General features: G+C 70.0%; 23 protein-coding genes. 14 read left to right on the top strand and 9 right to left on the bottom strand.

All coding sequences use genetic code 11. The features are described 5' to 3' along the window. The first annotated feature begins 10 nt into the window (after positions 1–10). Positions 11–1,165 carry a UDP-N-acetylglucosamine--N-acetylmuramyl-(pentapeptide) pyrophosphoryl-undecaprenol N-acetylglucosamine transferase gene (locus ACYQ78_RS16625; protein ID WP_459801722.1) on the top strand — a complete coding sequence of 385 codons (1,155 nt, stop codon included), beginning with the start codon at positions 11–13 and terminating at the stop codon, positions 1,163–1,165. Here the strand turns inward: ACYQ78_RS16625 and ACYQ78_RS16620 are convergent. The 4 genes from ACYQ78_RS16620 to ACYQ78_RS16605 form a co-directional block, all read right to left on the bottom strand. Next, on the bottom strand, positions 1,162–2,193 hold the full coding sequence (locus tag ACYQ78_RS16620) for an ABC transporter ATP-binding protein (protein ID WP_459801721.1): 1,032 nt from the start codon (positions 2,191–2,193) through the stop codon (positions 1,162–1,164). The two genes, ACYQ78_RS16625 and ACYQ78_RS16620, sit on opposite strands and share 4 nt — an antisense overlap. Beyond that, positions 2,190–2,927, bottom strand: a complete 738-nt coding sequence (locus ACYQ78_RS16615; RefSeq protein WP_459801787.1) for an ABC transporter permease — start codon at positions 2,925–2,927, stop codon at positions 2,190–2,192. The genes ACYQ78_RS16620 and ACYQ78_RS16615 overlap by 4 nt, the downstream gene beginning before the upstream one ends. A gap of 44 nt (positions 2,928–2,971) precedes the next feature. Then, complete coding sequence (gene modA / locus ACYQ78_RS16610; RefSeq protein WP_459801786.1) at positions 2,972–3,772, bottom strand: molybdate ABC transporter substrate-binding protein; 801 nt, start codon at positions 3,770–3,772, stop codon at positions 2,972–2,974. An 86-nt stretch (positions 3,773–3,858) separates the two neighbouring features. After that, a complete protein-coding gene (locus tag ACYQ78_RS16605; RefSeq protein WP_459801720.1) occupies positions 3,859–4,449 on the bottom strand; it encodes a class I SAM-dependent methyltransferase in 591 nt (196 codons plus the stop codon). A gap of 35 nt (positions 4,450–4,484) precedes the next feature. Here ACYQ78_RS16605 and ACYQ78_RS16600 point away from each other — a divergent pair, with 35 nt between their 5' ends. Then, on the top strand, positions 4,485–5,597 hold the full coding sequence (locus ACYQ78_RS16600) for an alpha/beta hydrolase (protein WP_459801719.1): 1,113 nt from the start codon (positions 4,485–4,487) through the stop codon (positions 5,595–5,597). Here the strand turns inward: ACYQ78_RS16600 and ACYQ78_RS16595 are convergent. Then, the gene (locus ACYQ78_RS16595; protein WP_459801718.1) at positions 5,569–6,303 is read right to left on the bottom strand and encodes a GNAT family N-acetyltransferase; all 735 of its coding nucleotides are present in this window, start codon (positions 6,301–6,303) and stop codon (positions 5,569–5,571) included. The genes ACYQ78_RS16600 and ACYQ78_RS16595 overlap by 29 nt on opposite strands. Positions 6,304–6,326: 23 nt before the next feature. Here ACYQ78_RS16595 and ACYQ78_RS16590 point away from each other — a divergent pair, with 23 nt between their 5' ends. From ACYQ78_RS16590 to mmuM, 3 genes are read left to right on the top strand one after another with little or no spacing between them, the layout of a single operon-like run. Beyond that, positions 6,327–6,782, top strand: coding sequence for a GNAT family N-acetyltransferase (locus tag ACYQ78_RS16590; RefSeq protein ID WP_459801717.1), 456 nt, complete (start codon positions 6,327–6,329; stop codon positions 6,780–6,782). Further along, complete coding sequence (locus tag ACYQ78_RS16585) at positions 6,779–7,579, top strand: GNAT family N-acetyltransferase (RefSeq protein WP_459801716.1); 801 nt, start codon at positions 6,779–6,781, stop codon at positions 7,577–7,579. The genes ACYQ78_RS16590 and ACYQ78_RS16585 overlap by 4 nt, the downstream gene beginning before the upstream one ends. Then, positions 7,576–8,391 carry a homocysteine S-methyltransferase gene (mmuM, locus tag ACYQ78_RS16580; protein ID WP_459801715.1) on the top strand — a complete coding sequence of 272 codons (816 nt, stop codon included), beginning with the start codon at positions 7,576–7,578 and terminating at the stop codon, positions 8,389–8,391. The genes ACYQ78_RS16585 and mmuM overlap by 4 nt, the downstream gene beginning before the upstream one ends. Here mmuM and ACYQ78_RS16575 read toward each other — a convergent pair. Together ACYQ78_RS16575 and ACYQ78_RS16570 are read right to left on the bottom strand one after the other, a co-directional pair. Next, entirely contained in the window at positions 8,377–8,703 is a 327-nt protein-coding gene (locus ACYQ78_RS16575) for a hypothetical protein (RefSeq protein WP_459801714.1), read from the bottom strand. The two genes, mmuM and ACYQ78_RS16575, sit on opposite strands and share 15 nt — an antisense overlap. After that, entirely contained in the window at positions 8,700–8,975 is a 276-nt protein-coding gene (locus ACYQ78_RS16570; RefSeq protein ID WP_459801713.1) for a hypothetical protein, read from the bottom strand. Before ACYQ78_RS16570 ends, ACYQ78_RS16575 begins: the two co-directional genes overlap by 4 nt. A gap of 69 nt (positions 8,976–9,044) precedes the next feature. Between ACYQ78_RS16570 and ACYQ78_RS16565 the strand changes: the two genes are divergently transcribed. The 6 genes from ACYQ78_RS16565 to ACYQ78_RS16540 all read left to right on the top strand — a co-directional run bounded on the left by ACYQ78_RS16565 (position 9,045) and on the right by ACYQ78_RS16540 (position 13,992). Continuing rightward, positions 9,045–10,748 carry a copper resistance D family protein gene (locus tag ACYQ78_RS16565; protein ID WP_459801712.1) on the top strand — a complete coding sequence of 568 codons (1,704 nt, stop codon included), beginning with the start codon at positions 9,045–9,047 and terminating at the stop codon, positions 10,746–10,748. After that, positions 10,660–11,073, top strand: a complete 414-nt coding sequence (locus ACYQ78_RS16560; protein WP_459801711.1) for a hypothetical protein — start codon at positions 10,660–10,662, stop codon at positions 11,071–11,073. The genes ACYQ78_RS16565 and ACYQ78_RS16560 overlap by 89 nt, the downstream gene beginning before the upstream one ends. 65 nt (positions 11,074–11,138) lie before the next feature. Continuing rightward, positions 11,139–11,819 carry a hypothetical protein gene (locus ACYQ78_RS16555; protein WP_459801710.1) on the top strand — a complete coding sequence of 227 codons (681 nt, stop codon included), beginning with the start codon at positions 11,139–11,141 and terminating at the stop codon, positions 11,817–11,819. Between the two features lie 85 nt (positions 11,820–11,904). After that, on the top strand, positions 11,905–12,753 hold the full coding sequence (locus tag ACYQ78_RS16550) for a hypothetical protein (RefSeq protein ID WP_459801709.1): 849 nt from the start codon (positions 11,905–11,907) through the stop codon (positions 12,751–12,753). Between the two features lie 47 nt (positions 12,754–12,800). Then, on the top strand, positions 12,801–13,610 hold the full coding sequence (locus tag ACYQ78_RS16545; RefSeq protein WP_459801708.1) for a sigma-70 family RNA polymerase sigma factor: 810 nt from the start codon (positions 12,801–12,803) through the stop codon (positions 13,608–13,610). Between the two features lie 4 nt (positions 13,611–13,614). Then, positions 13,615–13,992, top strand: a complete 378-nt coding sequence (locus tag ACYQ78_RS16540; protein WP_459801707.1) for a YybH family protein — start codon at positions 13,615–13,617, stop codon at positions 13,990–13,992. On the opposite strand, the gene metH is transcribed toward ACYQ78_RS16540, so the two are convergent. Beyond that, positions 13,989–17,525 carry a methionine synthase gene (gene metH, locus ACYQ78_RS16535; RefSeq protein WP_459801706.1) on the bottom strand — a complete coding sequence of 1,179 codons (3,537 nt, stop codon included), beginning with the start codon at positions 17,523–17,525 and terminating at the stop codon, positions 13,989–13,991. The genes ACYQ78_RS16540 and metH overlap by 4 nt on opposite strands. A 254-nt stretch (positions 17,526–17,779) precedes the next feature. Between metH and ACYQ78_RS16530 the strand changes: the two genes are divergently transcribed. Continuing rightward, positions 17,780–18,937, top strand: a complete 1,158-nt coding sequence (locus ACYQ78_RS16530; RefSeq protein ID WP_459801705.1) for an endo-1,4-beta-xylanase — start codon at positions 17,780–17,782, stop codon at positions 18,935–18,937. 57 nt (positions 18,938–18,994) lie between these two features. Next, positions 18,995–20,353 carry a hypothetical protein gene (locus ACYQ78_RS16525; RefSeq protein ID WP_459801704.1) on the top strand — a complete coding sequence of 453 codons (1,359 nt, stop codon included), beginning with the start codon at positions 18,995–18,997 and terminating at the stop codon, positions 20,351–20,353. Here ACYQ78_RS16525 and ACYQ78_RS16520 read toward each other — a convergent pair. Then, on the bottom strand, positions 20,303–21,211 hold the full coding sequence (locus tag ACYQ78_RS16520) for a LysR substrate-binding domain-containing protein (RefSeq protein ID WP_459801703.1): 909 nt from the start codon (positions 21,209–21,211) through the stop codon (positions 20,303–20,305). The genes ACYQ78_RS16525 and ACYQ78_RS16520 overlap by 51 nt on opposite strands. A 71-nt stretch (positions 21,212–21,282) precedes the next feature. Here ACYQ78_RS16520 and ACYQ78_RS16515 point away from each other — a divergent pair, with 71 nt between their 5' ends. Next, positions 21,283–21,999 (top strand): SDR family NAD(P)-dependent oxidoreductase, encoded by a 717-nt coding sequence (locus ACYQ78_RS16515; RefSeq protein ID WP_459801702.1) that lies wholly within the window; start codon positions 21,283–21,285, stop codon positions 21,997–21,999. Positions 22,000–22,090: the final 91 nt, after the last annotated feature.

Genomic DNA, 22,090 nt, shown 5'->3' with positions numbered 1-22,090 from the left:
GTCCACGCTCGTGATCTTCCAGACAGACTCCGCACGGCCGTTTCGCCTGATCGTCTCCGGTGGCGGCACCGGCGGGCACACCTTTCCCGCGCTGACCACCGTCCGCGCGCTGCGCGCCCGGACTGCCGAACGCGGGCTCGACGTGCTGTGGGTCGGGGCGGCCGGCAGCCTGGAGGAGCGGGTGGCGACGGCCGAGGGGATCGCGTTCGCGCCGGTGGCCACCGGCAAGGTCCGCCGGGCGCGGAGCGTGCTGGGGATGCTGTCGGCCGAGAACGCGCGCGACATGTTCCGGGTGCCGCTGGGCGTCTACCAGGCGTGCTCGATCGTCCGCAGGTTCCGGCCCGACGTGGTGCTGGGCACCGGGGGCTACGTCGCGGTACCGGTCGGCGTGGCCGCGCGGGTGTGCCGGGTGCCGCTGGTGATCCACGAGCAGACGGTCCGGCTCGGGCTGGCCAACCGGGTGCTCGCGCGCGGGGCCGCCCGGGTCGCGGTGACGGCCGAGGCGTCGCTCGACCTGCTGTCGGCCGCGGCGCGCAGGCGGGCCGTGGTGACCGGCAACCCGGTCCGCGCCGAGGTGCTCACCGGCCGCGCCGACCGCGCGCCGGTCGACGGCTTCGACCTCAATCTTCCGACCGTGTACGTCACCGGCGGCGCCCAGGGCGCCCGGCAGATCAACAACCTCGTCACGGCCATCCTGCCGTGGCTGCTGGAGCACGCCAACGTCATCCACCAGTGCGGCCCCGCCGAGGAACCGCAGGTCGCCGCCGCGGCGGCCACGCTGCCCCCGCCGCTGGCCGAGCGCTACCGGGTGCAGGGGTTCGTCGGCGCCGAACTGCCCGACGTGCTCGCCCTGGCCGACGTCGTGATCTCGCGCAGCGGCGCGGGCACCATCGCCGAGGTCACCGCCCTGGGCAAGGCGGCCGTGCTGATCCCGCTGGCCTCCTCGGCCGGGAACGAGCAGGCCCACAACGCCTCCCACCTCCAGAAGGCGGGTGCGGCGGTCGCGATGCTGGGCGAGGTCACCCCCGAGGGCCTCCGCGCGGCCATCGCCCCGCTCTTGGCCGACCCCGCCCGCCGCACGGCTCTGGCCGCCCAGGCCCGCCTTCACGGCCGCCCCGACGCCGCCGAGCGCCTGACCGATGCCGTCCTGTCAGCGGTCCGCTAGGCCGGGTAGGCGTGGGTTTCGGTGGCTTTGACCGCGACCCAGACCTCGCGGCCCGGCGTCAGGTCGAGTTCGGCCACGGCGGCCGGGGTCACGTCGGCGGCGACCGCGACCGGGCCGTCGATGTGGACGCGGATGTTGTCGCCGTGCCGTTCTATGCCGTCGATCCGGCCTTCCCACAGGTTGCGGGGGCTGCCGTCGGGGCGGGCGCGGTAGAGGGCCACCGCGCGCGGCGGGAACGCCACGAACGCCGGGCCGGTCACGTGTTCCTCGGTCGTGAAGGCCAGGCCGCCGACCCGCACCTGCTCGCCGTCGCCCTCGCCCCGATAGAGGTTGAGGCCGACGAGCCGGGCGACGTAGTCGGTGCGGGGCCGTCGCGCGATCTCGGAGGGCGTGCCCTCCTGGACGACCGAACCGTTCTCGATCACCACGAGCCGGTCGGCCAGCACCATCGCGTCGAGCGGGTCGTGGGTGACCAGCACGGTCGCGCCGTCGAACCCGGTCAGCCGGCGGCGTAGCTCGGAGCGGATCTCCAGCCGGGTGTGCGCGTCGAGGGCGGCCAGCGGTTCGTCGAGGAGGAGCAGGCGCGGCTCCACCGCGAGAGCTCGGGCGAGGGCGACGCGTTGGGCCTGTCCGCCGGACAGGCGCCGGGGGCGTACAGAGGAGAACTCCGACAGGCCCATGCGGTCGAGCAGTTCCTGGGCCTTGAACCGGGCCGCCGCCTTCGACGACCCCTGGCAGCGGGGCCCGAAGGCGACGTTGTCGAGCGCCGACAGGTGGGGGAAGAGCAGGTAGTCCTGGAACACGACGCCGATCGGCCGCCGCTCGGCGGGGCGGCGCTCGATGCGGTCGCCGTCGAGCTCGATGTGACCCTCGGTCAGCGGGGTCAGCCCGGCCAGGGCCCGCAGGGCGGTCGTCTTCCCGGCGCCGTTGGGCCCCAGCAGCGTGACGACCTCGCCCCGCCCGACCGTCAGGTCGAGATCGAGCCGGAAGGAGGGCCGCTGGACGACGATGCGCGCGCTCAGTGTCATGCCGCCGCCCCCACCCACCGGTCGCGCAGCCCGACCAGGATGATCACCGACACCGCGAGCAGCACCAGGCTGAGCACGATCGCCGCCTCGGGCTCGGTCTCCAGCGCCAGGTAGACGGCCAGCGGCATGGTCTGGGTGCGGCCGGGGAAGTTCCCGGCGAATGTGATCGTCGCGCCGAACTCCCCGAGGGCCCGCGCCCAGCAGAGCACCGCTCCGGCCAGGACACCCGGGGCGACCAGCGGCAGCGTCACCCGCCAGAACACGGTGAACCGCGAGGCCCCCAGCGTCGCGGCGGCCTCCTCATAGCGGTGGTCGGCCGCCCGCAGCGCGCCCTCCACGGCGATGACCAGGAACGGCATCGCCACGAACGCCTCGGCGACCACCACCCCGGCCGTCGTGAACGGCAGCGAGAAGCCGAACACCGACTCCAGCCACTGCCCGATCAGCCCGCGCCGCCCGAGCACCAGCAGCAGCGCCACCCCGCCGACGACCGGCGGCAGCACCAGCGGCACCGTCACCAGCGCCCGCAGCAGCCGCCGCCCGGGGAAGTCGGTGCGGGCCAGCAGCCAGGCCAGCGGCACCCCGAACACCAGGCAGACGAACGTCGCGATGGACGCCGTGACCAGCGACAACCGCAGCGCCTCCAGAACCTGGGGTTCGGAGAGCCGCTGCGGCAGCGTCGACCACGGCGCCCGGATGAGCAGCCCCGCCAGCGGCAGGACGAGGAACGCCATCCCCAGGACGGCAGGGATCACCAGAACCCAGGGAAGGCGGCTTCTCACGGGGCTTCGAAACCGGCCTTCGTCAGGACGTCCTTGCCCTGCTGCGACAGCACGAGGTCGACGAACTTCTGGGCCAGGGTGGGCGCGGGCGCCTTGGACAGGGTGGCGATCGGGTAGTCGTTGATCGCCTGGTCGGCCTCGGGGAACGGGATGCCGGTGACCTTCCCGGCCGAGGCGATCACGTCGGTCTTGTAGACGAGCGCGGCGTCGACCTCACCGAGTTCGACCTTGGTGAGGGTGGCCTTGACGTCCTGCTCCAGCGTGACCGGGGTGACCTCGACCCCGGCGGCGGCCAGCGCCTTGACGGCGGCGGCGCCGCACGGCACCTGCTCGGCGCACAGGGCGACCTTGACCTTGGGGTCGGTCAGGTCTTTCAGGTTCTCGACCTTGGCGGGGTTGTCCGGCGGGACGGCGATCTCCAGCTTGTTCTTCACGAACACCGTCTGCGCCCCGGCCAGGCCCGCGTCCGCCACGGTCTTCATTGTGGCAGGCGAGGCGGCGGCGAACACGTCGGCGGGCGCGCCCTGGGTGATCTGGGTGGCCAGCGTGGCGCTGGAACCGAAGTTGAAGGTCACCTTGCTGCCGGGGTTGGCGGCCTCGAACTGCTTGCCGAGTTCGGTGAAGGTCTCGGTCAGGGACGCCGCGGCGAACACCGTCAGTTCGGTCTCCGCCGGGGCGGCGGCGGAAGTGGCAGGGGCGGCCGACGTTGGGGCCGCGCCGCTGTCCGTGGACGACGACCCACAGGCCCCCAGCGCGAACATCGACGCGACGGCGGCGATCAGGGACAGACGCTTCAGCACCGAGCACTCCTTACATTCGGAATCGACTAACGATACGTGGCGCCTGCTAACCGTCCGATAGCGATCACATCGCAATCGCCGCACTAATCGGCGAACAGCCTCGCAACTGCGGCAAGCCGTGCAAGGGCCAGGTAGTGGTCGTCACCGTCGTGGAAATGGACGGGCTCCCAGCCGGTGGCCTGAAGCAGCGGCATCAGGTTGGCCTCCGCGCGGACGTCGTCGGGCGACAGTTCGCGGCCGTGCCTGGCGGCCAGCACCGCGCGGCCGACGGGGTGGAAGAGGGCGAGGCGGGCTCCCGGGCGGGCGACGCGGGCGAACTCGCGCAGCATCAGGCGCACGTCGACGACGTGACCCGTCAGCCCGGCGGCCAGGATGCCGTCGACGGCCGCGTCGGCGAGGGGCAGTTCGACCGCGTCGGCGATCACCACCGGGCCGCGTTCGCGGGCGACGGCGGCCATCTCCGGGGTCAGGTCGACGCCCACGACACGGTCGGTGAAGGCGCGCAGCAGCGGCATGGCGCGGCCGGTGCCGCAGCCGGCGTCCAGGGCGATCGAGCCGGGCGTCAGTTCCAGGCGCGCGATGGCCGCGGCGAACGCCGGGCCGTCGTCGGGGAACTTGTCGTCCCAGGTGGCGGCGCGGACCGCGAAGAAGGCTCTGGTCTCGTCCTTTTCCATGTCAGCGATGCTAGGCCCACGTATAAATTGCACCCATGCGGACAAACTGGCGGCGCCGCGTGGTGCTGGGCGCGACCGGGACGGTCGTCGTCGTGGCGCTCGCCCTGGGGGCCGCCGGCTATTACTACTCGGGGCTCGTGATCGACCCCGTCCACACCTCGACCTATCCGATCGAGGTCGTCGCCGTCGGCGACGGCCGGGTCACGCTCAAGGGCGGCGTCGACACCGACGCGCTCGGCATCTACGGCCTCACGTGGGCCGACGGCAACGCCCGGCTCGGCGAGACGATCTCCGAGGGCGCCGGCACGGTCACCCGCACGCTGGAGAAGGTCGTCAGCGGCGACCTCAAGCCGGGTGTGCGCGCCTATCTCGACCGGTGGGTGTGGGGCGACGGCACGCCGAAGTCGGTCGGGGTGCCGTACCAGGACGTCGGGGTGAAGTCGCCGCTCGGCACCTTCCCGGCCTGGCGGACCGAGGGCACCTCCGACACGTGGGTGATCGCGATCCACGGCCGCAACGGCGGGCGGGGCGAGGCGCTGCGCGTCATCCCCACGCTGCACGAACTCGGTCATCCGGTGCTGGCGATCTCGTACCGGAACGACGAAGGCGCGCCCGCGAGCCCCGACGGCCGGTTCCACCTCGGGGACACCGAGTGGGAGGACGTCCGGGCGGCGATGGACTACGCGCGCACCCAGGGGGCCAAGAAGTTCGTCCTCTACGGCTGGTCGATGGGCGGCGGCATCGCGGCGGTCGCGGCCAGGCGGCTGCCCGGCGCGGGGATCACGGCGCTGATCCTCGACAGCCCGGTGCTCGACTGGCGGTCGCCGATCGCGCAGGGCGCGCGGCAGATGGGGGTCCCCGGCCTGCTCACCACGGTCGGCCAGTGGGTGGTCTCGGCCCGCACCGGGCTGAGCTTCGACGACCTCGACCACGTCGCGCACGCCGCCGAGTTCGACCTGCCGATCCTGGTCTTCGTCGACCACGACGACGACACCGTGCCGGTCGACCGGGCGCGGGCGTTCGCCGCAAAGAGGCCCGACATCACCACGCTCGTGGAGACCAAGGGCGGCGGCCACACCGGGTCGTGGAACGTCGACCCCGCCGACTACGAGAAGGCGCTCACGGAGTTTCTCCGATCACCACGGTGAACGCGGTGCTGGTGACCGTGAACCCGAGCCGCGTATAGACCCGCTGCGCGGGGTTCCCGTCGGTGACGGCCAATCCCAATCGGGTGACGCCGTCGGCGGCGGCGCGGAGCTGGACGTGCCGCAGCAGCCGCCCGCCGGTGCCCGGGACCGACATCTCCGGATTACGGAACACCTCCGTCACCCACGGGGTGCCCTTGAAGTCGTTCACGAAGACCCCCGCGATCACCGCGCTCTGGTCGTTCACGGCCAGTGCGCTGCACGGCATCAGCGGCCCGACCAGGGTGCCCTCCAGGAGCGGGATCAGGTCGGTCGCCATGACCTCCTCGCGGTCGCGGGGCGCGTCGACGGGATGGTCGGGGTGGCCGGGCGGGTAGGCCAGGGCCATGGCCGGGTAGATGTCGGCGGGCGAGCGATCGACCGGGGTGAACCGCACCCCCTCGGGCGGGGCGCTGGGGGCCGAGGGGAGGTCGGTGAGGTCGGCGTACATCGAGTGGGCGTGCCGGAGCCGCCGCGCGCCGCGCGCCACGAGCTCCCGGCCCAGGCCGACGTCGGTGGAGACCGCCCAGCCCTTGAGCTGCGTCAGGATGACCTCCACGGCGCCGGGGCCGATCACCTGGAGGTAGTCGGCCCAGGGGCGGCCGTCGCGGACTCCTTCGACGAAGCTGATCGCCGCTATACCAAGGTCGTTGGCCCTGATCTGTCGCATGGCGACCAGAATAGGCTTCGGTCGTGACCGAGATAGAGGTTCGCCAGGCGAAGCCCGCCGACTACGACGCGATCAAGGCGGTCGTCGACGAGTGGTGGGGCTGGCCGGTCCAGGGCGGGCTGACGCGTCTGTTCCTCGACCACTTCCACAACACCAGCTTCGTCGTGTACGCCCACGGCCACCTCGTGGCCTTCCTCGTCGGCTTCCTCTCACAGGGGGACCGCGACCTGGCGTACATCCACTACGTGGGCGTCGCCCCCACGTTCCGGCGCAGCGGCGTCGGCCGGGAGCTCTACCGGCGGTTCTTCTCGCTGGTCTACTCGGTCGGCCGCACCCGCGTGGCCGCGATCACCTCACCGCGCAACACCCGCTCGATCGCCTTCCACAAGGCGATGGGCTTCCACGTGAGCGCGCCGATCGCCGATTACGATGGCCCGGGTGCGGACCGCGTCCACTTCGACCGATTGATTGATGAATGACCCTTTCGATCCAGCGACTCGACCTCGACCGTCTCGACGACTGCCTCGCCCTCGCGGCCGACCGCTCATGGTCGCCCGAACGGGAGAAGTGCCGACTGCTGTTCGACCTCGGCGAGGTCTACGGCATCGACGCCCCCGACGGAGACGGCCTGGCCGCCACGGTGACCATGGTCCGCTTCGGCACCCGGGTGACCGCGATCAGCATGATGCTGGTGGCCGCCCGCCACGAGCGCCAGGGCCTCGGCACCCGCCTGATGCGCCACGTCCTCGACGTCGCCGGAACCGACACCGCCGCCCTGACCGCCACCGCCATGGGCCGCCCCCTCTACGAACGCCTCGGCTTCCGCCCGACCGGCACCTGCGACGTCTATGTCGGTTCGACCACTGTGACCGCGACCGGACGCACCGAACGGCTCACCGACCTCGCGGCCGTCACCAAGCTCGACGAAGAGGTCTACGGCGCGCCCCGCACCGAACTGTTCGCCCGGCTGCCCGAATTCTCCGAGAGCTTCCGGGTGACCGGCGGCGGCTTCGGCGGCGCCTGGCACAACGGCCACGTGACCGTGCTCGGCCCCATCGTGGCCGCGTCCGACGACGACGCCCGCGACCTGCTCACCGACCTGGCCGCCGACGTGACCGGCCCCATCAGGGTCGAGGCCTTCCTCCCGGCCGCCGAACAGTGGGCCGTCGACCACGGCCTCGCCCCGGCGTTCAGCACCACGCTCATGGAATACGGCAAGCCGATGACCACCGACCAGTCCCGCACCTACGCCCCGGTCATGCAGGCGCTGGCATGATCCTCGACGGCGGTCTGGCGACCCACCTGGAGACCCTGGGCTGCGACCTGAGCGACGACCTGTGGTCGGCCCGGCTCCTGGCCGACGACCCCGGCGTGATCCGCCGCGCCCACCTCGACTTCTTCGCCGCCGGGGCCGACGTCGCGACGACGGCCAGCTACCAGGCGACCATCGAGGGCCTCACCCGCCACGGCGCCTCGGCCGCCGAGGCCGCCGCGTTGATCGTGTCGTCGGTCGAGCTGGCCCGGCAGGCCCGCGACGACCACGGCGCCGGGCTGGTCGCCGCCAGCGTCGGCCCCTACGGCGCCTACCTGGCCGACGGCCAGGAGTACACCGGCGACTACGGCGGCCTGACCGAAGACGACCTCTACACGTGGCACCGCGACCGCTTCCACCTGCTGGCCGGCGCGGGCGCCGACCTGCTCGTGGCCGAGACCATCCCCTCGCTGCCCGAGGCCAGGGCGCTGCTGCGGCTGTTCCACGAGACCGGCGCCGACGGCTGGATCAGCTTCTCCTGCCGCGACGCCCACACCATCAGCGACGGCACCCCCTATGCCGAGGCCGCCGCCCAGATCGACATCCCGGTCGGCGCCAACTGCACCAATCCGGCCTACATCGCGAACCTGATCACGCAGGGCGCGAGGGTGGTCTACCCCAACTCGGGTGAGACCTGGAACGCCCAGGCGCGCACATGGGAGGGCGTCGGCAACGACTTCCCCGTCGCCGACTGGACGGGCGCGACGCACATCGGCGGCTGCTGCCGCACGACGCCGGCGCAGATCACGGCGATCAGGCGCTCAGCCCGCGAGTAGGGCCGCCCGGTCGGCGGCCGAGAGGCCCGCCTTGTCGAGGTGGGCGAGCAGCTCGCGGTGGGCCCGCCAGACCTCGGGCGAGACGCCCGGGAGGTCGTAGTGGTAGTCGACCTCGACCGGGGTGTCAGACGACACGTCGAGGATGAAGTGCTTGACGCCGTCGACGGCGTCGCGGAGCTCGGTCAGCGTCTCGGCCGACACACCCGAGCGGATCGGGGCGTCCACCGGGCGGGCGTACCAGACGTCGAGGTCACGGTCGAGTGCGCGTTCCCTGCTGACCCTCACGGTCAGCCGGTGGACGGCGGTGGTCACCGCAACCAGCCCCTTCCGAAGACGTGTTCCAGGTCGTGTTCGACGTCGTCAAGGGCCGCTCTGGTGATGTTGCGTATCGGCACCATCGAGCGCCCCACGACCACCTCGGTTCCGTCGTAGAGCAAGAGTAGGCGACTCGCCGAGGTCGTTTCGCGCCATCTGACCGACAGCGCATGTAACCGGGCCAAGGTGTAGATGCGGTCGACGACTTCGCGATATGAGGTCACCATCCCTCCACTGTGCGTGGCCGAAAAGCGCAGCTCAATGAACACGCGGAGAGGAAATCGGACCCTTCGGCGCATCCGCCGAACCCGAGCGCGCCGGGCGCCGTATCTCCGGACGTGAGGCGTCCCGTAGTCGTGTGCGCGCTGGCCCTGGCCGCGGGGCTGGGTGTTCTCGTGCTCGTCCAGCTGCTCAGCGGTCCGCGTGACCTGATCGCCATCCGGGGGCTTCCCTCACCGGGGGCCTTCACCACGTGGGGGCTGCCGATCATGCGGCTCGTCCACGACCTCTGCGCGATCGGCACCGTCGGGTCGCTGCTCGCCGCCGTGCTGCTGAAGGACCGGAACATCCTGGTCCGCGCGGTGCCCCGCTGGGCGCTGGCGTGGGCGGGCACCGCCGCGGCGACCGTCGTGCTGACGCTCTCCGACTTCGTCGGGGCGCCGGTGCCGGAGGCGCTGCGGTCGGGGATGCTCTCGACCTTCATCCTGTACGTCCCGCAGGGGCTGGCCTTCCTGGTCGTGTACGTCCTGACGCTCGCGATCACCCTGCTCAGCTTCGTCCTGCGGGACCGGCCGTGGGTACTGCTCGTGGTGGCCGTGCTCGCGGTGCTGCCGCCCGCCTACGCGGGGCACTCGGCCTCGGCCGTCGACCACGACTTCGCGGTGTCGAGCCTGCTCGTCCACCTCGCCGGGGTCACCCTGTGGGTCGGCGGGCTGTTCGGGCTGGTCGCGTTCATGCGCGAGGCGCCGGTGAAGGCCGTCGAGCGGTTCAGCGCGCTGGCGCTCTGGTGTTACGTCGCGGTCGCCCTGTCGGGGCTGCTCAACGCCTGGGTCCGGCTCGGGAAGCTGGAGCATCTCTGGACGTCGGAGTACGGGATTCTCGTTCTCCTCAAGCTGGCCGCGGTGGGTGCGCTGGGGTGGTTCGGTATGCGCCACCGGACCCGCACCATCGCGGCCCTGTCCACCACCAAGGTCCCGTTCCTGAAGCTGGCCGGTGGCGAGATCGTCCTGATGGGCGCCACGATGGGCCTGGCCGTCGCGCTGTCGCGCACCCCGCCGCCACCCGGCGACTCGCCCGCCCACGGCGTGCTCGGCTTCTACCTTCCGATCCTGGCCCCCGGCCGGTTCTTCACCGAGTGGCGGCCCGACGCGATCCTGATCCTGGCCATCGCGCTCGCCTGCGGCGCCTACTTCCGCTGGTCGGACCGGCAGCGCCCGGTCATGTGGGCGGCGGGCCTGGCCCTGTTCGCGTTCGCGACCGTCGGCGGGCTCGGCACCTACGCCCGCGCGATCGTCTCGGTGCAGCTCATCCAGTGGGCGATCGTGGGCGCGCTGGTCCCGGCGATGCTGGCCATGGCCTGGCGGCCGTGGCGCCCGCCCGCGTGGGTGGGTCTCGTCACCGCGACCATCCCCTACCTCGCGCTGTTCACCACGCCGCTGTTCGAGCTGTCGCAGTCGGTCCTCGCGGTCCGGCTGATCGTGCTGCTGGGGCTGGCGCTGGCGGCGTACACGACCATCTGTTCCGGGCTCTGGACGTTGACCGCCGGCACCCAGGCGCTGGTCGCCCTCTATCTGCTGCTCGGCCCCGACCAGGGCACGGGCTGGTACGCGCAGCTCAAGGAGATCACCTGGCTGCCGACCGGCGACCAGTGGCTCGGCGCGCTGGTCTACGCCGCAATCGCGGCCGTCGCGGTGGCGGCGGCCCGGCTCTCACCGAAGATGAAGGAGGACGGTCATGTCTCTAGTCGTGACCAGACGCTGGACGCTACCGATCCTCGCGCTGGCGGCGATCCCCGCGATCTGGTGGGCGATCGGCGGCGATGAGTCGCAGGCCACCGGCCACCACGCCAAGGCCCCGACCCACACGCTGGAGGAGATCACCGGCGTCATCGGCTGCACGCCCGAGATCCAGGGCCAGCAGCCCGACATGCGCCAGGCGATGTGCACCGCGCCGTCGTACCGCTCGGTCGTGCTGACCTTCAAGGGCGACCAGAACCAGACCGACTGGCTCAAGGGCGCGCAGGCCTACGGCGGCACCTACCTCGTCGGCACCCGCTGGGTCGTGGTCGGCCCCGAGAAGGAGCTCAACGGGCTGATCCCGAAGCTCGGCGGCCACGTGGAGGTGGCCGAACACGGGGGTCACTCGTGAAGGTTCTGTGAAGGGAGTCACAAAGTTCACCACGCGGTGACTTCGTCCCAATACGCTTGTCCGCCATGAGGCGATTAATCGCATTCGCCGGGAGCGCGGCCATGGTGGGCACGGTTCTCACCACTCCGGCCGCCGCCGCACCCGCCGACCCCCTCCAGGCACTCGCGGCCAAGCTCGAAAGCGCCCACGGGGTGCACTACGAGACGGTGCAGAGAACCGACGACGCCACCTACAAGATCTACGGCGACCTCCAGTTCGGATGGTCCCGGGTCAAGGCCAACCGCGCCATCGTGGAGCCGTCCCTCGGGCCGTCCGCCACGATGGAGGAGCGGCACGAGAAGATCCGCGAGACCATCTGGGTCGGCGACGACGTCTACCACGACGACGGCAAGGGCGGATGGAAGCTCAACGACGACGTGACGGCCGCCGGTCTCGGCGACGCCGTGGTGCACGCGCTGTCGGTGGCGGAGATCGGCGCTCTCGTGAAGTCGGCGAAGAAGAAGTCCGCGGGCACCGTCCTCGACGGCGTGTCGACGACGATCTACGAGGGCCGGGTGCGCAGCAAGGTTCGCGTGACCGACTGGAAGATCTGGATCGGCAGTGACGGCCTGATTCGACGGGTCACGAGTGACACGGCGAAAAAGGATGGAAAAGACCGGACCGTCCGTGACACATACCTCACGGAATGGGGCAAGCAGGTCTGGATCTACGCCCCTGACCAGCGCCTTGTCACTGCGCGCACGTAAGTGAACCTCTTTGTCGCGACGGCTTGATAACCCTGTCCGAATAGGACAGGGTTACCGGCAATCACGACAAACGGGGTGACGAGAAATGAAGCGATTAATCGCGGCCGCCGCGGCGTTCGCCATGGTGACGGCGCTGACCACGGGGGCGGCGCAGGCCAAGGCGGCAGACCCGGTGAAGGCCCTGACGGCGCAGCTGCAGAGCGCGCGCGGGGTCCACTTCAACTCGGTCAGCAGGATCGACCCGAGCCTGGGGTTCAAGACCCGGACCTACGGCGACCTCCAGTTCGGCCGGTCCCGGGTGACGGCGAGCGAGGTCACCACGACCAGCTCCGGCACCGAGCCGATGTCGGAGGAGTTCACCGAACTCTTCGGCGAGTTCTCCGACACGGCGTCCAAGACGATCACCCTCAAGGGTGCCACCTACATGAGCGGCGGCCTGCTCGACTGGGTCGGCCTGCCTCCGGGCAAGACCTGGGTCCGCCTGAAGACCCCGGGCGCCAACCTGTCGGGCATGGGCACAGCGGCCATCAACGTGCTGTCCCCCAGGGAACTGCGCACCCTGCTGAAGTCGACGACATCGAAGAAGCCGGGCGGGGTCGTCGACGGGGTGGCGACCACGCTCTACACCGGGAGCCAGCGGACCAATCTGACGCTGGCCGACGTCACGATCACCTGGACCATCAACTGGAAGCTCTGGATCGGCACCGGAGACGGCCTGATCCGCCGCATCGCCACGCATGACGTGCTGGCTTCGCCCGCCACCAAGAACGCCAAGGCGACGAAGATCGTGCTGGCCTCCGACACCCACCTGACCGGTTGGGGCAAGAAGGTCTGGATCGACGCACCGGCGGAGAAGGACGTGGTCGACCTGGAGGACGTGCTCGACGACATCCTCAAGCCCAACGTGATCGGCATGATCAACCTGGGCGACTGACGCCCACACTCCACGACGCACCCCGCCGGTTCGGCAGAATCGGCGGGGTGACGTCTTTCGACGAGGTCGCCGCCCACCGCGACGAGCTGCGGGCCCACTGCTACCGGCTGCTCGGGTCGATGGACGACGCCGAGGACGCCGTACAGGAGACCCTGCAGAGGGCCTGGCGGAACCTCGACGGGTTCGAGGGCTCGCTGCGGGCCTGGCTCTACAAGATCGCCACCAACCGCGCCCTGACGATCATCGGGCAGCGGAAGAAGCCGATCGAGCTCGGGCCGCCCATGGTCGTCGAGAGCGCCGAGACCAAGGTGCTCATCCAGGAGAGCGTGGAGCTGGCCTTCGTCGCCGCCATCCACCGCCTGACCCCGCCTCAGCGGGCCGCGCTGCTGCTGCGGGACGTCCTCGGCTATTCGGCGCGGGAGGCCGCCGACATGCTCGGCACCTCCCCGGCCGCCGTGCACAGCGCGGTCAGGAGGGCACGGGCCGCCCTCGCCGAGCAGGACTCGGCCGGAGTAGAGGGACAGCGGGAGGCGGCCGCCCGGTACGCCGCCGCCTGGCACGCCGGCGATCTGGAGGGGATCGTCGCGATGCTGACCGAGGACGCCAGGTACACGATGCCGCCGCTCGACGAGCGCTACCACGGCCACGCGGAGATCCGCCGGTTCCTGGTGGAGGGGCCGCTCCAGTTCGGATGGCGGTTCGTGGCCACGGCGACGCCGAAGGTGTGGGTGACGTACATGATCAGCGAGGGGCGGGAGCTCCCGGTCAGCGTCGACGTCCTCGTCTTCAGGGGCGCGAAGATTTCCGGGGTCGTCTCGTTCGTCAGCGACGAATTCGTGCGGTTCCTCGGGTTGTAGAGGTATGGATGACATCCGCAAGCTGATCGAGAACTGGGCCCGCGCGGTCCACGAGGGTGACCTGGAGCAGGTCGCCGCCCACCACACCGACGACGTCGTCATGTTCGACGTGCCGCCGCCCTACCAGGGGGTCCGGGGCATCGACGCCTACCGGGCCACCTGGCCGGGCTTCTTCGAGTGGCAGCGGTCGGGCGCCGTCTTCGAGATCGAGGAACTCGACGTCGTCGAAGGGGCCGACGTCGCGTTCGCCTACGGCCTCGCCCGCTGCGCCGACGCCGCCGACACCTCGCCGGTACGCCTCCGCCTGACCATGGGCCTGCGGAAGGTCGACGGGGAGTGGCGCATCACCCACGAGCACCACTCGTTCCCCTCGGAAGGTTAGGGCTCGTAGGCGAGGTTGGGGCGCAGCCAGCGCTCCACCTCGTCGACCGGCATGCCCCTTCTGGCGGCGTAGTCGTGGATCTGGTCCTTGTCGAGGCGGCCGACGGTGAAGTAGCGCGCGTCGGGGTGCTGGAGGATCAGGCCGCTGACCGCCGCCGCCGGGGTCATCGCGAACGACTCGGTCAGCCCGATGCCCGCCGCCTCGGCGCCGAGCAGGTCGAACAGGTCGCGCTTCTCGCTGTGGTCGGGCGTGGCCGGGTAGCCGAGCGCCGGGCGGATGCCCCGGAACTTCTCGGCGTGCAGGTCTTCCAGCAGGGGCTCGGCGCCGGGCTCGAACCACTCGCGGCGGGCCTTGAGGTGGATCCACTCGGCGAACGCCTCGGCCAGCCGGTCGGCCAGCGCCTTCACCATGATCGACTTGTAGTCGTCGTTGTCGGCCTCGTAGCGGGCGGCCAGCACGTCGGCGCCCTGGATGGCCACCGCGAACCCGCCCATGTGGTCGCCCTCGGGCGCCACCCAGTCGGCCAGGCAGCGGTTGGGCCGGCCCTCGGGCTTGAGGGTCTGCTGCCGCAGCATCGGGAACCGGGCCGGGCCGACCACGATGTCGTCGCCCTCGGAGTGGGCGGGCCAGAAGCCGTAGACGCCCTCGGCGTGGAACGACCCGTCGGCGATGATCTGGTCGAGCATCGCGAACGCGTCGTCGTAGAGCTCGCGCGCCTCGGGCCGCTCCAGGATCGCCGGGTATTTGCCCTTGAGACCCCAGGCCAGGCCGAGGAACTGCCAGTCGACGAACTCGCGCAGCTCGGCGATCGAGGGGGTGACCTTCCGGACCCCGGTGAACTCGGGCACGGGCAGGGCGTCGTAGGAGACGGCCGTGCGGTTGGCCCGGATCTTCTTCAGCGGGAGCAGCGGCTGGCGGATGCGCGTCTCGTGCTGCTCGCGCAGCCGATCTTGATCGGTCTTGGACGTGATCGCCAGTTCCTTGGCCCGCGCGGGGTCGAGCAGGTCGGACACCACGCCGACCACCCGCGACGCGTCGAGCACGTGGAGGGTCAGCGCGTCGTAGGCGGGCGCGATGCGCACGGCGGTGTGCTGCTTGGACGTGGTCGCCCCGCCGATCAGCAGCGGCGTCGACATGCCCCGCTGGGTCATCTCGGAGGCGACGCTCACCATCTCGTCGAGCGACGGCGTGATCAGGCCGGACAGGCCGATCACGTCGGCGCCCTCGGCCTCGGCGACGTCGAGGATCTTGGCCGCCGGGACCATCACGCCCAGGTCGATGACCTTGTAGTTGTTGCAGCCCAGCACCACGCCGACGATGTTCTTGCCGATGTCGTGGACGTCGCCCTTCACCGTCGCCAGCACCACCGTGCCCTGGCCGGTGTCGGACTTCTCGTCCTCCATGAACGGTTCGAGGTAGGCGACCGAGCGCTTCATCACCCGGGCGCTCTTCACGACCTGCGGCAGGAACATCTTCCCGCTGCCGAACAGGTCGCCGACGATCTTCATGCCGTCCATCAGCGGGCCCTCGATGACGTCGAGCGGCCTTGGGGCTTCAAGGCGTGCCTCTTCGGTGTCCTCGACGATGAAGTCGACGATGCCGTGGACCAGCGCGTGCGCCAGCCGCTCCTTGACGGGTGCCTCGCGCCACGAGAGGTCGACGACCCGGGCGGTGCCGCTGCCCTTGACCGTCTCGGCGTAGGAGACCAGCCGGTCGGTCGCGTCGTCGCGCCGGTCGAAGATCACGTCTTCGACGAGTTCCAGCAGCTCGGCGGGGATGTCCTGGTAGACGGCGAGCTGCCCGGCGTTCACGATGCCCATGTCGAGGCCGGCCGTGACGGCGTGGAACAGGAACGCCGAGTGCATGGCCTCGCGGACGACGTCGTTGCCCCGGAAGGAGAACGACAGGTTCGAGATGCCGCCGCTGATGCGCACCCCGGGGCAGCGCTGCTTGATCAGCGGGAGGGCGTCGATGAAGTTCTTCGCGTACGAGTTGTGCTCGCTGATCCCGGTCGCGACGGCCAGGACGTTGGGGTCGAAGATGATGTCTTCGGCCGCGAACCCGGCCTGCTGGGTGAGCAGGTCGTACGCCCGGCCGCAGATGGCGACCTTGCGCTCGGTGGTGTCGGCCTGGCCTTGTTCGTCGAAGGCCATCACGACGACGCCGGCGCCGTAGTTCTTGATCTGCCTGGCGTGGTCGAGGAAGACCTCCTCGCCCTCCTTGAGGCTGATCGAGTTGACCACGCCCTTGCCCTGGACGCACTTGAGCCCGGCTTCGAGGACCGTCCACTTCGAGCTGTCGACCATGATCGGCACCCGGGCCACCTCGGGCTCGGTCGCGATCAGGTTGAGGAAGGTCGTCATGGCCTGCTCGCTGTCGAGCAGGTCGGCGTCCATGTTGACGTCGAGCAGGTTGGCGCCGCCGCGCACCTGCTCCAGCGCGACGTCGACCGCCGCCTGGTGGTCGTTGCCCTCGATGAGCCGCCGGAACTTCGCCGACCCGGTGACGTTGGTGCGCTCACCGATCATCACGAAGCCGGTGTCGGGCCCGATCGCGAACGGCTCGAGACCGGAGAACCGGGTGGCCTTCGCCGGAACCGGCACCTCACGCGGCTTGAGACCCTTCACGGCCTCGGCGATCTTCGCGATGTGGGCCGGGGTGGTCCCGCAGCACCCGCCGGCGATGTTGACCATGCCCTGCCGGGCGAACTCGCCGAGCAGCGCGCCGGTCTCCTCGGGCGTCTGGTCGTAGCCGCCGAACGCGTTGGGGAGGCCGGCGTTGGGGTGGCTGGCGACGTACACCCCCGCGATCTTCGAGAGCTCGGCCACGTGAGGCCGCATCTCGGTCGCCCCCAGCGAGCAGTTGACCCCGACGACGAGGGGGTTGGCGACCTCGATCGAGCGCCAGAACGCCTCGACGGTCTGCCCGGAGAGCGTGCGCCCGCTCAGGTCGACGATGGTGACCGAGATCCACAGGGGCAGTTCGGGCGCGACCTCACGGGCGGCCGCGATGGCCGCCTTGGCGTTGAGCGTGTCGAAGATCGTCTCGATCATCAGCAGGTCGACCCCGCCCTCGGCGAGCGCCGAGATCTGCTCGACGTAGGCCGCCTTGACCTGGTCGAACGTGCGAGCGCGGAAGGACGGGTCTTCGACCTTGGGCGACAGCGAGAGCGTGACGTTGAGCGGCCCGACCGAGCCCGCGACGAACCGCCCGCCGAACTCGTCGGCCGCCTGCCGGGCCAGCCGCGCGGCCTGGAGGTTCTGCTCCCGCACGAGGTGTTCGGCGCCGTAGTCAGCCTGCCCGATGCTCGTCGCGGTGAAGGTGTTGGTCGTCGTGATGTCGGCCCCGGCGGCGAGGTACTGCCGGTGGATGTCGAGGATCACATCGGGCCGCGTCAGGTTGAGCATGTCGGGATCGCCCGCATAGCGCTCGTCGCCGTAGTCGGCGGGGGTGAGACCGACGCCCTGCAGCATGGTGCCGAAGGCACCGTCGAGCACCGCGATCCGGTCGGCGAGCAGCTGACGAAGATCCACTGAGCCTCCTCCGAACGATGGAAGAGGCGACCTTGTCGGGGTGGTTCCAGCCGAGCGTGGCGGGCGTTCACTTGGCCCGTTGCAGCGCCTCTCGACCTGCCGACCAGTTTAACAAACCTCCGGCTTGTCAAGACCAACGAAACTTTTCGGTCCTGCAAACTGGGCCTTTCTCACTTTGCTCGATCTGGCTAGCATTCGATTTCGGAACATCTCCGAAACATTTTGGAGCCTGACCCCCCAAAGGAGAGAGTTCGATGAGACGTTTGATGGCCACGGCGCTCTTACTCGTGGTCGCCCTCGGCGCCGGACCGGCGACGGCCAGCGGACGGCCTCCGGTCGTACAGGACCAGAGCCTGAAAGCCCTGGCGGCCCGGCACAACCTGGCGATCGGCACCGCGATCAGCAACGACGCCCTCGCCGAGCCCCAGTACAAGACCATCGCGACCCGCGAGTTCAACAGCGTGACGGCCGAGAACGTCATGAAGTGGGAGAGCCTGGAGCCCACCCGGGGCACCTACAACTGGGCCCCCGCCGACGCGTTGATCGACTTCGCCAAGAAGAACAACCAGAAGGTCCGCGGGCACGTGCTCGTGTGGCACAACCAACTGCCGACATGGCTGACCGAAGGCGTCGCCGACGGCTCGATCACCAAGCCCCAGCTGCGCGAACTCCTCCGCAAGCACATCACGACGGTCGTGAAGCGCTACAAGGGCAAGATCTGGCAGTGGGACGTGGTCAACGAGGCCGCCTCCGACCCGTGGGACACCCCCTCCGAGATCCACCTGAAGGGGTTCTGGGCCCAGAACCTCGGCCCCGACTACATCGCCGACGCCTTCCGGTGGGCCCGCGCGGCCGACCCCTCGGCGCTGCTGTTCTACAACGACTACAACATGGAGGCCTTCGGGGACCGGGGGCCCGGCGACAAGGTGTGGTTCATCTACAACCTGATCAAGAAGCTGCGGTCGCAGGGGGTGCCGATCGACGGGTTCGGGTCGCAGGGGCACCTGGGGACGCAGTACGGGAACTACGACGCCTTCCAGGTGAAGGAGGTGCTGGACGCTTTCTCGGATCTGGGGATGGTGTCGGCCTTCACCGAGGTCGACGTGCGGAGCCAGATGACCGCCGGGGTTCAGGCGGGGGATTCCAACGAGATCAATCCTCGGCTGCAGGCTTCGGCCTCGAACTTCAGCGTGCTGCTGCAGGCGTGCCTGCTGAACCGGAACTGTCTGTCGTACACGGTGTGGGGTTTCACGGACAAGCACTCGTGGGTGCCGACGTGGTTCACCAACCCGCCGGAGGGACTGGCGACGCTGTACGACGAGAACTACCAGCCGAAGCGGGCCTACAACTCGATCAAGAGTGACCTGGTGATGGCGGGGGCGCCGTACGTCCAGCCCAGACCGCGTCGCTGATCTTGGGGGGCCGGGGGGCGTATCGCCGCCCGGCCCTTTCGGGGAAGATCTGGTCCCATGCGGCCGAAGAAGATCGACGGAACCGAACTGGACGCCACCTTCTCCGTGGAGCAGGACGGCGCATTCCTGGCGATCATCCTGGAGAGCGCCACCGGCGAAAAGGAGGGCATTCCGGCCCGCAATCCCGATTACCGGGAAGCCCTCACGCTGCTCGTCTCGCGGCTTCGTGAACTCGGCGCGGTGATCGAGGACGCCCTCGTCGACTCCACCCGCACCCGGAACCTGGACGAGGCCGACCGGAGAGTGATCCACGCACCGCTGGCGCTGGCCACAGCGGCTGCCGACGACAAGGAGATCCGCCTCCTCCTGACCAGACCGCAGGGCCGGATCGGCCAGCGGCCGGGCGCGAAGAAGGACGGCAACACGACCAAGCGCCTGCGACTGCGGGTGACCGTGCCCGGATACACGGCCGAGAAGCTGGAACCCGTCCTCGCCGGAACGGCCGAAAGCCCCATCGACACGATGCTCGCGTCCCTCGACCGGCTGAACATCCAGTCGACCAAGCGCCACCAGCCGCTCACCCTGCTGTGGGCGATCGGCAGGGCCGTGCAGGGCCGCGAACGACAGGTTCCGTGGTCGGAAGCGCGTGGGGCCATCGGGTCGCTGATGCGCGATTTCGGCCATCCCGGCGACTCCCATGACAACGCCCACCTCCCGTTCCTCGCTCTGAACGGGAACGAGTTCTGGGAGCTGTCGGCGTCTCCGCCGAAGAAGGGGCCCGCAGGCGACCTCCGGTTGCGCTGGCTCAACCAGACCCGTCCGGAGATCACGGGCGGCCTGACCGAGGAGAGATACCGGCTCTTCGCCGAATCGCAGCCGGCCGTGAGCAGCGTCGTCGACCGGCTACTCCTCGCCCATTTCGACGGCGCCGACGAGCAGCCCCTGCTGGATGCGGTCGGACTCGGTGGAGCGGCCCAAGCGGTCGAGAACCACCGGCGGACCTATACCGGCAAACTGGGTTACGACCTCGTCGTCCTACGGCGGGGCGAACAGAACGCGCTGCGCCGCCTGTTACTGGGCCGAAGTGCGTCGCGGTGCGCACTGTGCGGCGCGGAGTTGCCCGAGCGCTTCCTCGTGGCCGCCCACATCAAGCAGCGCAGCGAGTGTTCCGAGCAGGAGCGCCGCGACCTCGACAACGTCGCCATGCTGGCCTGCACGCTGGGCTGCGACAGCCTCTACGAACACGGCTACATCGGCGTCGCCGACGACGGTGTGATCGAGCTCAGCCCACATCTTGTGCGCCACCCCCACCTGCACGAACACGCCCTCCGCCTGACCGGGCGCAAGGTCACGGCCTGGACCGGCTCAAGCAAGACCTACTTCGACTGGCACCTCAGCAAGGTCTTTCGCACGTAGATCCTGGACGAATCTCGTCAGCACCGGCGAAGAGTCGGAACGTCGCCACAGGACCGCCGCGCTGATCGTGGCCGTGGGGCCTTTCAGCGGGACGAAGGCCACGCCCTCCCTTCGCAGACCTTCGGCCGAGGCCGGGACCAGGGCCACACCCAGACCGGCCGCGACGCTCATGAGCTGGGTGGAGACCTGGCAGACGCGATGGGTGACGTTGGGCCGGAAGCCGGCCGTGGTGCACATGCCATGGACGGTTTCCGCCCATTGCGCGCAGTCGGCCAGCTCCAGGACGACGAAGGGATCGTGGGCGAGGTCGGCGATCTCGATCACCGGGCTGTCCGCCAAGGGGTGGTCGGCGGGCAGCGCCGCGATGAACGGTTCGACGGAGAGGATCGCGCCCTCCGGGCAGACGATGTCGCCGATGCGGGAGATGAAGGCGACGTCCACATCAGGCGGCTGGGTCGTGGCGCCCAGCGGGAGTTCCAGCAGGTCGACCTCGACGCCGGTGTGGCGGTTCCGGAAGTCGGCGAGCATGGCCAGGAAGGGGCCCGACGAGGTCGTCGGCATGTACGCCACCCTGAGACGCCCCAGCTCACCACGCTTGGCGCGGTCGGCCACCGCCTGAGCGACCCTGGCCTGGGCGAGGGTGCGGCGGGCCTCGATGAGGAACAGTTCGCCGACGTGGGTGAGGCGGGTGCGGCGCTTCTCCCTGATCAGGAGTTCCACGCCGAGGACCGACTCGAGCTTCTGGATCTGCTGCGACAGGGCCGGTTGGGCGATGTGGAGGCGTTCGGCGGCGCGGGCGAAATGGAGCTCTCCGGCCAGGGCGACGAAGCCCTCCAGATGGCGCAGCTCGAAGTTCATGCATTCAGCTTATCAACGCATCGACAATCGGTCTTTGATCTTATGAACCCTCTGCTTCTAGCGTCGGAGGCATGAGACTTTCAGGCAAGATCGCGCTTGTCACCGGTGGCACGTCCGGGATCGGCGAAGGCATCGCACGCCGGTTCGGGGCCGAAGGGGCGACCGTGGTGCTGACGGGGCGCCGGGCCGACCTCGGGGAGCGGATCGCGAAGGAGATCGGGACGGCGACCTTCGTCCCTGGCGACCTGGCCCAGGCCGAGACCCGCGAGGCCCTCGTCGCAGCCGTCGAGGCTTATGGCGGGCTCGACGTGCTCGTCAACAACGCCGCCGCGTTCGGCGACACCGTCACCGATCAGGTGACCGAGGAGGAGTTCGATCGGATCGTTGGGCTCAACTTCCGGGCGGCGTACCTGGTGACGCGGGACGTGTTGCCGCATCTGATCCGGAAGCCCGGCGGGCGGATCGTGAACATTTCGAGCATCGGGGTGCTTCGGTCGTGGCCCGGGGCGTCGGTGTACAACGCCAGCAAGGCGGCCCTGGAGAACCTGACCCAGACGTGGGCCCACGAATACGGGCAGTACGGACTCACCGCCAACGCGCTGACCCTGCCCGTCGTCGACGCCCCGATGTCCGTGCCCGCCCAGCCGTATGTCGACCTCCAGGCCATCCCTTCACGGCGAATCGGCACCATCACCGACGTCGCCGACATGGCGGTGTTCATCGCGAGCAACGAGTCGAGCTACCTGAACGGAGCCCGCATCCCCCTCGACGGCGGACAGAGCGCCTGACGCGCCGCCTTCTCGTCCGAGACTCCTGGGTCACATCCTTACGGGTGCCTCGATTTGAAGCGGGCGTATGAGCGGCGCTCGAGCCTTGCGA

Source organism: Herbidospora sp. RD11066 (assembly GCF_054661255.1).
The sequence above is the reverse complement of the archived record's forward strand: the minus strand, read 5'-3'. Positions and strand labels throughout refer to the sequence as shown.